The 13,794-nt window shown below is 65.2% G+C and carries 9 protein-coding genes; 6 read left to right on the forward strand and 3 right to left on the reverse strand.

Going from position 1 to position 13,794, the window contains the following annotated elements:
• Positions 1-30: 30 nt before the first annotated feature.
• A complete protein-coding gene (locus EBB56_RS19510) occupies positions 31-714 on the forward strand; it encodes a metal-dependent hydrolase (protein WP_045992228.1) in 684 nt (227 codons plus the stop codon).
• Here EBB56_RS19510 and EBB56_RS19515 read toward each other — a convergent pair.
• From EBB56_RS19515 to EBB56_RS19525, 3 genes are read right to left on the reverse strand one after another with little or no spacing between them, the layout of a single operon-like run.
• Positions 678-2,066: a sigma-54 dependent transcriptional regulator gene (locus EBB56_RS19515; protein ID WP_045992227.1), complete on the reverse strand. Its 1,389-nt coding sequence runs from the start codon at positions 2,064-2,066 to the stop codon at positions 678-680. The genes EBB56_RS19510 and EBB56_RS19515 overlap by 37 nt on opposite strands.
• Entirely contained in the window at positions 2,063-3,958 is a 1,896-nt protein-coding gene (locus EBB56_RS19520; RefSeq protein ID WP_124805096.1) for an ATP-binding protein, read from the reverse strand. The genes EBB56_RS19515 and EBB56_RS19520 overlap by 4 nt, the downstream gene beginning before the upstream one ends.
• 3 nt (positions 3,959-3,961) lie before the next feature.
• A complete protein-coding gene (locus EBB56_RS19525; protein ID WP_045992225.1) occupies positions 3,962-4,738 on the reverse strand; it encodes a GntR family transcriptional regulator in 777 nt (258 codons plus the stop codon).
• A gap of 428 nt (positions 4,739-5,166) precedes the next feature.
• On the opposite strand from EBB56_RS19525, the gene EBB56_RS19530 reads away from it, so the two are divergent.
• The 5 genes from EBB56_RS19530 (at position 5,167) to EBB56_RS19550 (ending at position 13,208) form a co-directional block, all read left to right on the forward strand.
• On the forward strand, positions 5,167-5,922 hold the full coding sequence (locus tag EBB56_RS19530; protein WP_045992224.1) for a (Fe-S)-binding protein: 756 nt from the start codon (positions 5,167-5,169) through the stop codon (positions 5,920-5,922).
• Positions 5,919-7,349, forward strand: a complete 1,431-nt coding sequence (locus EBB56_RS19535; protein ID WP_108449987.1) for a LutB/LldF family L-lactate oxidation iron-sulfur protein — start codon at positions 5,919-5,921, stop codon at positions 7,347-7,349. The genes EBB56_RS19530 and EBB56_RS19535 overlap by 4 nt, the downstream gene beginning before the upstream one ends.
• Positions 7,346-8,002, forward strand: a complete 657-nt coding sequence (locus tag EBB56_RS19540) for a lactate utilization protein C (RefSeq protein ID WP_108449986.1) — start codon at positions 7,346-7,348, stop codon at positions 8,000-8,002. The genes EBB56_RS19535 and EBB56_RS19540 overlap by 4 nt, the downstream gene beginning before the upstream one ends.
• Positions 8,003-8,143: 141 nt before the next feature.
• Positions 8,144-10,207, forward strand: coding sequence for a hypothetical protein (locus EBB56_RS19545; RefSeq protein WP_124805097.1), 2,064 nt, complete (start codon positions 8,144-8,146; stop codon positions 10,205-10,207).
• Positions 10,208-10,292: 85 nt separating this feature from the next.
• Positions 10,293-13,208: an FAD-binding and (Fe-S)-binding domain-containing protein gene (locus EBB56_RS19550; protein ID WP_124805098.1), complete on the forward strand. Its 2,916-nt coding sequence runs from the start codon at positions 10,293-10,295 to the stop codon at positions 13,206-13,208.
• Positions 13,209-13,794 lie beyond the last annotated feature (586 nt).

Genomic DNA, 13,794 nt, shown 5'->3' on the forward strand with positions numbered 1-13,794 from the left:
GTATATGCCTTTTCGAGGAGCCCGCCCGGCATGGCCAACTTCCGCACCCACCTCAGCGTGGCCGCCGCCGGCGGCGCGGTGCTGGCCCATGGCGGCTGGCAGGCGGGGCTGTGGTCGGCGCTCGACAGCCTGCCGATGCTGGCGCTGACGACCCTGGGCGGCATCCTCCCCGATATCGACTCCGACAGCTCCAAGGCGATCCGGCTGATCTTCAATCTGATGGCGGTGCCGGCGGTGGTGGCCGGCGCGGTGATGCTGCAGGAGCGGTTCTCCGACGGCACCTTGCTGTTGGTGTGCGGCGCCATCTATCTGGCGGTGCGCTATGTGGCCGGCGCGATCTTCGCCCGCTTCACCGTCCACCGGGGGCTCTGGCACTCGCTACTGGCCGCGGCCATGTGCGGCCTGGCGACCGCGGCGCTCAGCCACCATCTGTTCGCACCACCGGACGCCATGGCGTGGGCCCACGGCGGCGCCCTGACCTTTGGCTTTGCCATCCATCTGTTGCTCGATGAGCTCTACAGCGTGGATCTGAACGGGGCGCGACTGAAACGTTCCTTCGGCACCGCCTTCAAACCGTTTGACTGGGGCGATCCCGGCAACTCTCTGGCGATGCTGTGCGTGACCCTGAGTCTGGCGCCCTGGCTGCCGTCCTGGGACGCGCTGCAGGGGCTGGTCGATCAGGGCGTGGCGCTGGTGTCGGGGCGCTGGCGATAGTCGTCGGGCTTGAGGGCGTGCTTCTTGAGCTTGTCGTAGAGGGTCTTGCGCGGGAGTCCCAGGTGCTCGCAGACCTCGTTGATACGGCCGTGGTGGCGGGCCAGCGACTGGCTGACCAGCTGTTTCTCGAACAGCTCCACCTGCTGGGGCAGCGGCAGCTCGCCACCGTCGCTGCCGACGCCTTCCATCAAGGCGTCGAGGCGGTAGTCGCAGGTGCTGCCGAGCAGCACGTAGCGCTCTGCCAGGTTGCGTAGTTCACGGGCGTTGCCGGGCCAGTCGTGGGCCAGCAGCGCGGTGACGCCGGCCGCGTCCAGCGGCGGCGCTTCCATGCCGCTGCGGCTGGCGGCCACCGCGGCGAAGTGGTGAAACAGCAGCGGGATGTCCTCGCGGCGCTCGCGCAGCGGCGGAATCATCAGGGTCACCACGTTGAGGCGGTAGTACAGGTCCTCGCGGAACTCGCCGGCCTCGGCGGCCGTCTTGAGGTCGATCTTGGTGGCGGCGATCACCCGAATGTCGAGTGTCACCGGGGTATTGCTGCCCAGGCGCTCGACCTGGCGCTCCTGCAGTACCCGCAGCAGCTTGACCTGCAGCGCCAGCGGCATGGATTCGATCTCGTCGAGGAAGACGGTGCCGCCGGCGGCATGCTCGAACTTGCCGATGCGCCGCTCCACCGCGCCGGTAAAGGCGCCTTTCTCGTGGCCGAACAGCTCGGATTCGATGGTGCTCTCGGGCACCGCGCCGCAGTTGATGGCGACGAAGGGCTTGCCGCCGCGGGCGCTGCGCTCGTGGATCGCGCGGGCCACCAGGTCCTTGCCGGCGCCGGTCTCGCCGAACAGCAGCACGTCGGCCTCGACCTGGCTGATGCGCTGGACCATCGACGACAGCCGCTTGATCGCCGGGGTGCGCCCTACCAGACGTGGGCCTGGCGCGGTCTGCTGGGCCTCGAGCTCGGCCTTGAGGAAGCGGTTTTCCAGGCTCAGTCGACGCTTCTCCACGCCTCGCCGCACGACCTCGCCCAGGCGTTCACCGGGAAACGGCTTCTCGAGAAAGTCCCAGGCGCCTTCCCGCATGGCCTCCACCGCTGTGGATACATCGCCATGACCGGTAATCAGTACCACCGGCAGGTCCGGGTCGCGCTGACGAATCTCTCTGAGCAGGCTCATGCCGTCCATGCCGGGCATGCGGATATCGCTGATCACCACCCCGCTGAAGTCCCGGTCCAGGGTGGCCAAGGCCTGTTCGGCGCTGGGAAAGGGCAGCGGTCGATAGCCTGCCAGTTCCAGCGTCTGGCCCAGGGTGACCCTCAGGTGCTCTTCGTCGTCGATGATCATCACGGGGGCTTCGTCGGTCATGTGGCGTGGCTCTCATCGTGGGGCGGGAGGACGTGCTCGGCCTGGGGCAGCTCGATGGTAAAGCGTGCTCCGCCCAGAGGCGAGACACCGGCCTGCAGGCGGCCGCCGAGATCATCGATGATCCGTGCGGAGATGGAAAGCCCGAGCCCCAGTCCGGCGCCGGGGGCCTTGGTGGTGTAGAAGGGCTCGAACACCTGGCGGCGCTGGTCCTCGGGGACGCCGGGGCCGTTGTCGTCGACCCACAGCCTGACGCGGCCATCGGCGGCGGCCACGCCCAGTATCAGGCGTGGCGACGGCGTCTGTGCCATGGCCTGGAGCGCATTGCCGATCAGGTTGACCAGCACCTGCTCGAGTCTGACCAGGTCGGCCAGTACCCAGGGCGCTTCCTCCGGGGTGTCGAACACCACCTCGACCTGTTGCTCGCCGAGGCGTGCCTTGAACAGGCGCAGGGCGTAGTCGAGGCAGGCGCGGGTCGACACCGGGCTTGGCGGCTCACCGCTCTTGCGCGAGAACTGGCGTAGCTGGGCGCTGATCTCGGCCATGCGGCCGGTGAGTTCGATGATCTCGCCGAGGTTGGCGTCGACGGTGTCGTGGCGCTGTCGGGCGAGAAAGCCCCGGGCGTTCTCGGCGTAGGCGCGGATGGCCGCCAGTGGCTGATTGAGCTCGTGGTTGATGCCGGCGGCGAGCTGGCCGAGCACCGCCAGCTTGGCGGCCTGGGTCAGCTCGTCACGGGTCTGGCGCAGAGTCGCCTCGGTGCGCCGGCGCTCCTCGATTTCGTCGGATAGCCGGCGATTGGTGGCGAGCAGGTCGCGGGTCCGGCTGGCCACGTTGCGCTCGAGTTCGTCGCGGGCTTGCGCCAGGGTGGTGCGCTCACGCTCGGCGAAGGCTTCGCGCTCCCGGCGCAGTCGGTGGCGCTGCCAGCCGATGCCGCCGGCCAGTGCCAGCAGGCCGTATAGACCACCCCCCATCAGCATCGCCTGCCACTGGGCCTCGATCACCGGGGCCATGGGCTTGAGGATATGCATCTGCCAGCCCAGGGTGGGAAAGTCCCGAGTGACGCCAAGGTAGTGCCCGGACGCCAACGGGCCGCTGTCGAAGCCCACCAGTCTGGCGTCGTCGGCGAGGTGATCGACGACCTCGAGGCCGCTCGGTTTCAGCGCTTCATCGGCGTAACGCCGGGAGTCGCGCAGCTCGGCCAGGCGCGGTGGCGCCAGCGGGGTGAGAGAGGTCAGGCGCAGCTCGGGTTGGCTGGCCATGAACACGATACCGTTCTGATCCACCACCAGCAGGCTGGTCCCCGGACTCTGCCAGCTCGCCTCCAGCGTATCGACGCGGACCTTGACCACCATCACCCCGGCCGGGGTGGCGTCGGGATTGACCTCGTCGAGCCAGACCGGAGCCGAGAAGTAGTAGCCGCGATCCATCGATACCACGCCGAGGCCGTGGAAGCGGCCGTAGTGCCCGGCGATGGCGTCCTGGTAGTAGGGGCGAAAACGATAGTTCTGGCCGATGAAGTTGTCGGGGCGGTGCCAGTTGCTGGCCGCCAGGGTGGTGCCCTCGGCGTCGAGCAGGTAGATATCGGAGACGCCGGTGGTACTGCGGAAACGGTTGAGCAGTCGGTTGAGCGGCATCACGTCCTGGCCGTCCGGGGCGCTCAGGTATCGCTTGACGGTTTCCCGGGTGGCAAGCAGTTCCGGCAGGTATTCGTGGCGTGACAGGTAACCGGTCAGGCCAGTGGCGGAAAGCCTGAGTTCGGTATCGGCATCACGCTTGAGCGAGGCCAGCGCCTGCTCACGGGCCAGGGTGGCGCTCTGCCACAGCACCAGGGCGAGACCCAGCGCCAGCGCCAGCGCCAGGGTGCGGCGATTCAGCCAGCGTGACCAGCGTCGCATCGACTAGCGCGACCGACGCGGCGGCATGACCTGGGCACGCCGCAGCGCTCGCTGCGAGCGGGTCTCGGCGCGCTCCATCTCGAGCAGACCCTCTTCGACGTAGACCAGGTGTTCGTGGGCCAGCGCCTGGGCGTCTTCGGCGCGCCCCTCGAGGATGGCGTCGAGCAGTGCCCGGTGCTGCTGCATCAGGCGGGGGCGTGCCTCCGGCTTCTCGAACAGATGGGCGAGATTGTCGACGATGCTGCGTTCCAGCAGGTGGAAGATGCCGCGAATGGTGTGCAGCAGAAGGACGTTGTGGGCGGACTCGGCGATCGCCAGGTGGAAGGCGGCGTCGGCCTTGGCCTCACCCTGGGGGTCCTCGCCGAGAAAGGACGTCTCGAGCTCTTCGAAGCGCTGAATCAACAGCGCCCTGTCGGTGGGTGTCGAGCGCAGCGCCGCATAGTAGGCTGACAGGCCTTCCATGGCGTCACGGAATTCGAGCAGGTCCAGGTGGAACTCGCCGTGGCGAGACAGCATCTCCAGCAGCGGGTCGCTGTAGCCGCTGTTGAGGGCCTCGGTGATATAGGTGCCACCGCCCTGGCGGCTGACCAGCAGGCCGCGGGCGGCCAGTTTCTGGATCGCTTCGCGCAACGACGGGCGCGAGACACCGAAGCGCTCGGCCAGTTCGCGTTCGGGGGGCAGGCGCTGGCCGGGGGTCAGGCTGCCTTCCAGAATCAGCGCCTCGAGGCGCTCGGTGATCACATCGGCCAGGCGAGGCTGGCGCACGGGCTGGTAGGCCATGGCGGTTTATCATCGACGTGGGAACGAGGCCGCCAGTGTAACGACAACTAATTGGTATTACCAATAAACGGGGTTGTCCTGTTGCCTGTCCTGATCCTCGTTCTTCCCAGATTATCAACCTGTTACGTTCACGGTCGTCGAGACATAGACCAAAGTATAGCGCAAAGTCCGAGCAAAAATCGGCGTCTGGTTTGACACTCTGGAAGAGCGAACCTACTGTGCCTAGATTCGGCGTTGTCAATTGGTTTTACCAATTTACTCCAACTCTATCCCTGGCGGTCGTTGGCAAGACCGATGATGCTCCGGGGGCCTCGGTTCCGGCGGTGCAGACGAGGCGTGCAGCGGTAGCCTGCTCGCCTCTGTTGTGCCGCTATTGATACCGGGAACAACGACAACGTCCTGCCGTGCCTGACCCTGAGGACCCCGCGATGACCGCCGTCAAGCTTTATCCCCCTCGCCCCGACAAGGTCTACCTGTTCGGAACCTGTCTGATCGACATGCTCTATCCCGAGGCTGGCCTCGATGCCGTTCGGCTGCTCGAGCGGGAAGGGATCGAGGTGATCTTCCCCGACGACCAGACCTGCTGCGGCCAGCCTGCCTACACCTCGGGCTATCACACCGAGGCCAGGGCGGTGGCCAGGGCCCAGCTCGATCTGTTCCCCGAGCCCTGGCCGATCATCGTGCCGTCCGGCTCCTGCGGCGGCATGATGCGTACCCACTATCCCTCGCTGTTTGCCGGCACCCCCGAGGAGGCAAGGGCCAGGGAGGTCGCCGATCGGGTGTTCGAACTGACCGAATTCCTGGTGCACGTCTGCCACCTGACGCTTGAGGATCGAGGCGCGCCGGAGAAGGTCGCCATGCATACCTCGTGCAGCGCCCGTCGCGAAATGGGCCTCGCCGAGACCGGCCCCGCGCTGCTGGCCAAGCTCGGCCAGGTCGAGCTGGTGGAGCAGGAGCGGGCCAGCGAATGCTGTGGATTCGGCGGGACCTTTGCGGTACGCCATCCGGAGGTGTCCGGTGCCATGGTCGAAGACAAGAGTCGTGCCATCGAAGCCGCCGGCGCCGAGCGTTTCGTGACCTCCGACTGTGGCTGTCTGATGAACATCGCCGGGCGTCTGGCCCACCGCGACAGCACGCTCGAAGGCGAGCACATCGCTTCCTATCTGTGGCGGAGGACCTCATGAGCCAGCCAGTTCAGACCTTTACCCCCCAGGCGTTCCATCGTCAGGCCCACGAGGCGCTGGAGAATCCGCAGATCCGTGCCAACTTCCGCAAGGCGATGGACGGCCTGATGGGCAAGCGTCGCAAGGCCTTCGACGACTGGGACCTGGAGACCCTGCGTGAGCTGGGGGCCAATATCCGGCTGCGTGCACTGTCGAAGCTGCCCGACCTGCTCGAACAGCTCGAGGCCAACTGCGAGGCCAACGGCATCCGCGTGCACTGGGCGGAGAACGGCGAGCAGGCCTGCGAGCTGATCACCGAGATCTGTCAGCGTCATGGCGCATCCTCGGTGATCAAGGGCAAGTCCATGGTGTCCGAGGAGATGCACCTGAACGCCCACCTGGAGAAGGCGGGCATCGATGCCCTGGAGTCGGATCTGGGCGAGTACCTGGTGCAGCTCAACGAGCAGACGCCGTCTCATATCATCATGCCGGCGATTCACCTCAACACCGGCGAAATCTCCGACATCATGCACGAGCGCACCGGGACCGAGCGCACCACCGACGTGGACGCGATGACCGCAGCGGCCAGGGCCCAGCTGCGCGAGCGTTTCATGACGGCGGATGTCGGGGTGTCCGGAGTCAATTTCGCGGTGGCCGAGACCGGTACCCTGTGCCTGGTGGAGAACGAGGGCAACGGGCGCCTGACCACCACCGCGCCGCCGGTGCACATCGCCGTGACCGGCATCGAGAAGGTGGTCGAGCACCTGGCCGACGTGCCGCCGCTCTACGCCCTGCTGACGCGCTCTGCCACCGGCCAGCACGTGACCACCTACTTCAACATGATCAGCTCGCCACGCAAGGCCGACGAACACGACGGTCCCGAAGAGGTGCATCTGGTGCTGGTCGACAGCGGTCGCTCGCGGGTCTACCAGGACGATGAACTGCTCGACACCCTGCGCTGCATCCGTTGCGGCGCCTGCATGAACCACTGCCCGGTGTACACCCGGGTCGGCGGTCACACCTACGGCACCACCTACCCGGGGCCGATCGGCGCCATCCTGATGCCGCACCTCATGGGGCTTGAAGCGACCAAGGATCTACCGTCGGCGTCGAGCCTGTGCGGCGCCTGCGGTGAGGTGTGCCCGGTCAAGATCCCGATTCCGGACCTGCTGGTGCGTCTGCGGCGTGAGGCCGTGGGCGACGGCGTCGGCAATGTGCCCGGTGCCGGGGTCAAGCGCTCGCGCAAGGAGGTCGCCGCATGGAAGAGCTGGCAGTGGCTGGCTACCCATCCCGGAGCCTGGCGAGGCGCTACCCTGGTCGCCGGCAGCTTCCGTGCGCTGGCGCCGTCCCACCTGGGGCCCTGGACGCAGTACCGCAGCGCCCCGAAGCCGGCCAAGACGTCACTTCACACGCTGATCAAGCGTCATCGCAAGGAGAAGGGCGAATGAGTGCCAGAGACAACATTCTGGGTCGCCTGCGCGATCGCCAGGGCGGACCGCTGTCGGCCCCCGACAGCGACTTCGGCGTGGTCACCGGGCGCCAGTGGTCGCGCCACGAACGACTCGAGCGCTTCGAGCACTGGATCTCCTCGGTGCATGGCGAGGTGATTCACTGTGACTCTGCCGGCTGGACCGAGACCCTCGCCAGGGTGCTGGCGGACAAAGGCGTCAAGCGCCTGGCGCTGGGCCGGGAGCATCCGGTAGCGCAGCAGGCCCGTGAGGCCCTGGCGGATCATGAGGTCGAGCTGGTCGACGCCGACCGTGACATCGAGGGCTGGAAGCGTGAGCTGTTCGACGGCGTCGAGGCTGGCCTTACGTCCACCCGTGGCGCCATCGCCGAGACCGGCAGTCTGTGGCTGTGGCCGACCCCGGATGAACCGCGTCTGCTGAGCCTGGTGCCGCCTTTGCATATCGCCGTGCTCGATGCCGACAGCGTCGAAGACACCTTCTTCGATGTCGTCACCGGGCAAGGCTGGGCGAGCGCCATGCCGACCAATGCGCTGCTGATCTCGGGGCCGAGCAAGACCTCGGATATCGAGCAGACGCTGGCTTACGGCGTACACGGTCCAAGAGAACTGGTGGTCATCCTGCGCGACGCCTGATTCACCGTGCTCGCGTGCGACACCTGCGACATCGGAGTGGTTTGCGTCCTGACGCGCGTCATGCAAGTTGGCTATAGTGTGCGTTCCCGACGATGTTCTGTTGTCGGCGCAGGAAGCGAAATTCAACTGATGGAGGCAGGCATGTCCAAGCAGCAGTGTCCGGGGTCGAAACGCCCACTTTGCAAGGCCATTTCCCCTTTGCTGGTGATCAGCGGGGTGTCCATGGCGGTCTTGCTGAGCGGATGCCAGGACGACGGCGGTAGCCAGGGCGGGCGGTTTGTCGAGGCGCCGGATGTTGCGCTGGGCGAAGCGATTGAGGGCGAACTGACCTCGCAAAGCGGGATCAACCTCAAGGATGGCTCGCGCCACGACCGTCGCTGGGTCTGCGGCGAGGCCGAATCTGGTGTGCTGTACCAGCTCGATTCACCCTTTGCCGCCAGCCTCTCGGTGTATTCCGAAGACGGCAAGTGGCAGGGAGGTGCGAGCAGCACCCAGGAGGCGCCGGCATCGCTGTTGCTGTCTTCCGCCGAGGGGTGCTCGCTGGTGGTCGTCAGCAGCGACGACATGGCAGGCTTCGGCCCCTACTCGCTGAAGCCGACTGAGGCCCAGGCGTCAGAGACGCTGGGCGACGACCAGGACGTCGTCGGGGCGCTGGGAGGCGAGGCGGCGAGCTACAGCTTCTCGCTGGAGCAGGCTCGCCAGGTCTCTCTGGTGCTTGCCGGGGCGTCTGACGCATCGCTGGTGCTCAGTGGCAATGGTGTCGAGCATAAGGCCGCGCGCTGCGGTGATGACCAGCAGACCCTGAAGGCGTTCCTCGATCCTGGTGACTATGAGGTGCGTGTGACGCCTGGTCAGCCGGTCAAGGAACGCGTGGACGTGGAATGCCAGGATGACTTCGTCAGCGTCGGTGACGGCTATCGTCTGTCGATGCAGCAAGCCGATCTTTCCAGCGGCGAGCGTAATGCCGGACCGCTGCGCGCCGGTGACAGCATCACCGGTACCCTGGCCGACGCCTCCTCCAGCAACACCTACAGCCTCAAGATCGACGAGCCCACCAGCGTCAATCTGGCGCTCGCCTCCAGCGATTTCGACACCGTGCTGCGGGTACGCGGCGGCCAGACCAATATCGAGGTCGATGATTCGGGCAGCGGTACCGACTCTCATCTCGACAGCGTACTGATGCCGGGCGACTACCGGGTGGTGGTCAGCGGCTACGGGGGCGAGTCCGGCGGCTATTCGCTGGAGCTTTCGACCTCGCCCTTCGACGGCGAATTGAAGAACGAAGGGGCCATCGAGCCAGGTGAGTCTGTGCAGGGCATGGCCGGCGGGTTTCAACCCAATGCCTACACCCTGGACATCGAGCAGCCTTCCGAGGTGACGATTGCACTGTCGTCCTCTGCCTTCGACACCCAGCTCTATCTCGAGGGCAACGGTGTGTCGCTCAGCGACGATGACGGCGGCGGTGGTACCAATTCGCGGCTGAGCGAGGTGCTCGAGCCCGGCAGCTATCGCATCGAGGTGGCAAGCTACTCGGGGGTCGCTTCCGGCATGTTCCGGCTGGAGACCGACGTCACTGCCTTCGATGGCGAAATGCGCAACAGCGGTGAGCTGCAGCAGGGAGACACGGTGCGCGGCATGGTGGGGGCCAGCGGTGTCAATCAATACAGCTTCACCCTGGAAGACGCCGCAGAGGTGACCCTGGAGATGAACTCCAGCGCTTTCGACGCCATGCTTGGCCTGCGCGGCGAAGGAATCGACACCAGCGATGACGATGGTGGCTCGGGTACCAATTCGCGTATCAGCGCGATCCTCGAGGCTGGTACCTACAGTGTCGATGCGCGAAGCTTCAGTGGCTCCGGCACCTACTCGCTGAGCCTGTCGCAGACGCCCTTCAGCGGCGAACTGCGCTCCGAGGGTGAGATTCGCACCGGCGAGACCCTTTACGGTCAACTCGATGCCAGCGGCAGGCTCAACTACCAGCTGGTGGTTGAAGAGGCTGGCGTCATCAGCATCGAGACTCAGTCCGACGCCGTGGATACGCTGTTGGAGCTCGAGGGTGAGGGCGTGTTCTTCCAGGACGACGACGGTGGCAGTACCCAACTCGGGTCGCTGATCGAAACCCGTCTGGAGCCAGGTGTCTATGACGTTACCGTCAGCGGCTATGGCGGGGGCGGCGGCATCGTCCAGATCGACGTCAGGGGCTAACCCCTAGCGCCAAACGCCACTCTTCGGAGTGGCGTTTTAGTATCTGAACGGCTGCAATAGCGAATAATCAGACAGGGAGCGCACCATGACGGCCATCACCACCACCAAGCCCAGCATTTCCATCGATGAGTTGACTGCGATGCTGACCGAACGCCTGCCCATCGAGCGATTGGTCCAGGATCCGCTGCGCCGGCTGGCCTACGGTACCGATGCCAGCTTCTATCGGCTGGTGCCGAGCCTGGTGGTGAGGCCGGAGACCGAACAGGAGCTTGTCGAAGTCATTGGCGCCTGCCGCGAGGGCAACTGGCCGATGACCTTCCGCGCCGCAGGTACCTCGCTGTCCGGTCAAGCCATCACCGATGGGGTGCTGATCCAGCTGGGACGTGGCTGGCGCGATGCCAGGGTGCTCGATGACGGTGCCAGAATTGACCTGCAGCCCGGTGTTATCGGCGCCAGGGCCAACGAGCTGCTGGCGCCCTTTGGGCGCAAGATCGGGCCGGACCCGGCGTCCATCGCCAGTTGCATGATCGGCGGCATCGCCGCCAACAATGCATCGGGCATGTGCTGTGGCACCGCCCAGAATACTTATCGGACCCTGGACAGCCTGCGCATGGTGCTGCTCGATGGCACGGTACTGGATACCGCCGATGCCGACAGCGTGGCAGCCTTTCGTCAAAGCCATGCGGCCCTGCTCGATGGGCTGGAGCGACTGTCGACCAATGTGCGCACCGATCTCGAGCTGGCCAAGCGCATTCGCCACAAGTATCGCCTGAAAAACACCACCGGCTACGCTCTCAACAGCCTGGTGGATTTCCGTGACGGTGTGGACATCCTGGCCCACCTGATGATCGGCTCCGAGGGTACCCTGGGCTGTATCACGCGGATTACCTATCAGTCGGTGCCGGAGCCGCCACGCAAGGCCGCCGCCCTGATCTTCTTCCCGGATCTCGGCAGCGCCTGCCGTGCCACCATCGCCTTGCGTGGCACCGGCGTGGCGGCGGTGGAACTGATGGATCGTGCGGGGCTGCGTTCGGTGGAGCGGCAGCCGGGCATGCCGGAGCAGCTGCGTGAGCTACCGGACGGCGCCACGGCATTGCTGGTGGATGTCCGCGAGGAGGATGGGCCTCGGCTGGAGGCGCGTATCGAGGAGGTCGGCCAGGCGCTGGAAGGCATCACCACCCTCGAGCCCATCGCCTTCACCGAAGACCCGGTCAGCTACGCGCTCTACTGGAAGGTACGCAAGGGACTGTTCCCCGCCGTCGGTGCTGTGCGTGATCTCGGAACTACCGTGGTGATCGAGGACGTGGCCTTTCCCATCGAACGGCTGGAGGAGGGTGTCGCCGCCCTGACCGAGGCGTTCAAGCGCCATGGCTACGACGACGCCCTGCTGTTTGGTCACGCCCTGGAAGGCAATCTGCACTTCGTCTTCCCTCAGGGCTTTGAGCGTCCGGGGGAGAAGGAGCGCTACCAGGCGCTGATGGCCGACGTGGCCCAGTTGGTAGCCGTGGACTTCGGTGGCTCGCTCAAGGCCGAGCACGGCACCGGCCGCAACATGGCACCCTTTGTGGAGCTGGAGTGGGGCGAAGAGGCCTATGCTCTGATGTGGCAGATCAAGGCGTTGTTCGATCCGGGCCATCTGCTCAACCCCGATGTGATGCTGACGCGCAACCCGACGCTGCACCTCGAAAATCTGAAGCCATTGCCCGAGGCCGACCCCATCGTCGATCGCTGCATCGAGTGTGGCTTCTGCGAAGCCGTGTGTCCTTCACGCGAGCTGACGCTGACGCCTCGCCAGCGCATCGTGCTGACCCGCGAGCGAGCTCGCCTGGCAGCCCTGGATGAGTTGAGCGATGAAGAGCGAGAGCGTCGCGATGCCTTCGAGCAGAGTGCGCTTTACGATATCGATGTCACCTGCGCCGCCGATGGCATGTGCGGGACGCGCTGCCCGGTCGGTATCAATACCGGCGAGATGGTGCTCGCCATGCGCCAGGAACGTCATGTCGGCAAGCAGGAATTGGCAAGGCGAATCGGGCGTCACTTCTCCGGGGCTACCAAGATTGCCCGGGGCGGCCTGCGTGCGGCCAGCCTGGGGCGTGGGATCATCGGCGACGCTTTGATGGCCCGAGCCAGTCAGGGTGTTCACAAGGCCAGCGGCAAGCGTGTCCCACAGTGGATACCGGCGATACCCGCCGCCGCCCCGATTCGGGTGCTCAAGTCGTCGCGGCCATCGGCGGGCGCATCGTCCACCGAGGGGCCGCGCGATTCGGTGGTGTACTTCCCTTCCTGCGCCACTCGGGTGTTTGGCGCCGACAAGCGGGACGACTCGGCGCGTGCGGTGATGGAGATCGTACTGAGTCTGCTCGACAGAGCCGGGTATGACGTCATCATTCCCGAAATGCCAGGCCACCTGTGTTGCGGGATGGCGTTTTCCTCCAAGGGGATGGATAACGAGGCGACGCACAAGGCGCGCGAACTCAACCGGGAGTTGCTGGTCGCGAGCCAGAACGGTCGTTTCCCGGTGCTGTTCGATACCAGTCCTTGCAGCTTGCAGGTCGAGGGGCATCTGGATGAGCGCTTGAAGGTGCAGGAGCCGGTGGCCTTCGCCCATGACCACCTGTTGCCGCGCCTGGAGGTGACGCCGCTGGACTGCAAGGTGGCGGTGCACGTGACCTGCTCCAGCCATCGCAAGGGGCTGACCGACTCCTTCGTGGAGCTGGCGCGTGCGTGTGCCAGGGAGGTGGTGGTGCCGGATGGTATCAGTTGCTGCGGATTTGCCGGCGACAAGGGCTTGCGCGTACCGGAACTGACGGCTTCATCGCTGCGCGATCTGTCGGGGCAGGTGGCGGGCTGTGACTTTGGTGTCTCCAATTCGAGAACCTGCGAGATGGGCATGACCCAGCACTCCGGCCTTACCTATCACTCCATACTGGAGTTGCTGGACCGCGCGAGTCAGCCGACTGCTCAAGGGGGCGTATCGAAAGAACGCACCGTCTCGCTGTAAGGCCCTGCTCCAGGTCGCGACTGAAGCCTGAACCGCTGTCGATGACGCCCCGAAGACAGCTCGATGAACTTTTTTGCATAAGGGTCTTGCCAAGGGCGGAGGGGATGCGTAAAGTACGCATCCGCTGCCGGCGACGAGCAAACGTCACAGGCGGTGAAGGGTGGTAAAAGTGATTGTTTTGAAAAGGCTTTTTAAAGTCTTCGAAAAATTCTCCACTTGACGGGCAACGAGAAATCGGTAAAATGCGCGCCGCTCGATCGGAGTCGCCAGGACGGCATCGCAGGATGCGCGTCAGGCTCGCTTCGCTTTCTCTTGGGTCATGCAGGCATCGCTTGCACGGCGAAAAAAGAAAGCCTTGACGAAGCGCTTCGATTCTGTAGAATACGCCTTCCTCGCAGGGCGCTGCGACAAGCTTTCGGGCTGCGGCGCAGCAAAGCGAGATGCTCTTTAAGCTCTCTATAGAGTCCAGAGCACGCTCTTTAATAATTTGATCAGGTAATTCATGTGGGCGCTTGCCGATGAGTCAGTGACACTGTCACTGAAATATCAAGGCAAGCGACTCGTCAAACGAGACGTTTGAACCTTG

This window comes from Halomonas sp. YLB-10, assembly GCF_003856855.1.
GTDB classification, from domain to species: Bacteria; Pseudomonadota; Gammaproteobacteria; order Pseudomonadales; family Halomonadaceae; genus Halomonas; species Halomonas litopenaei.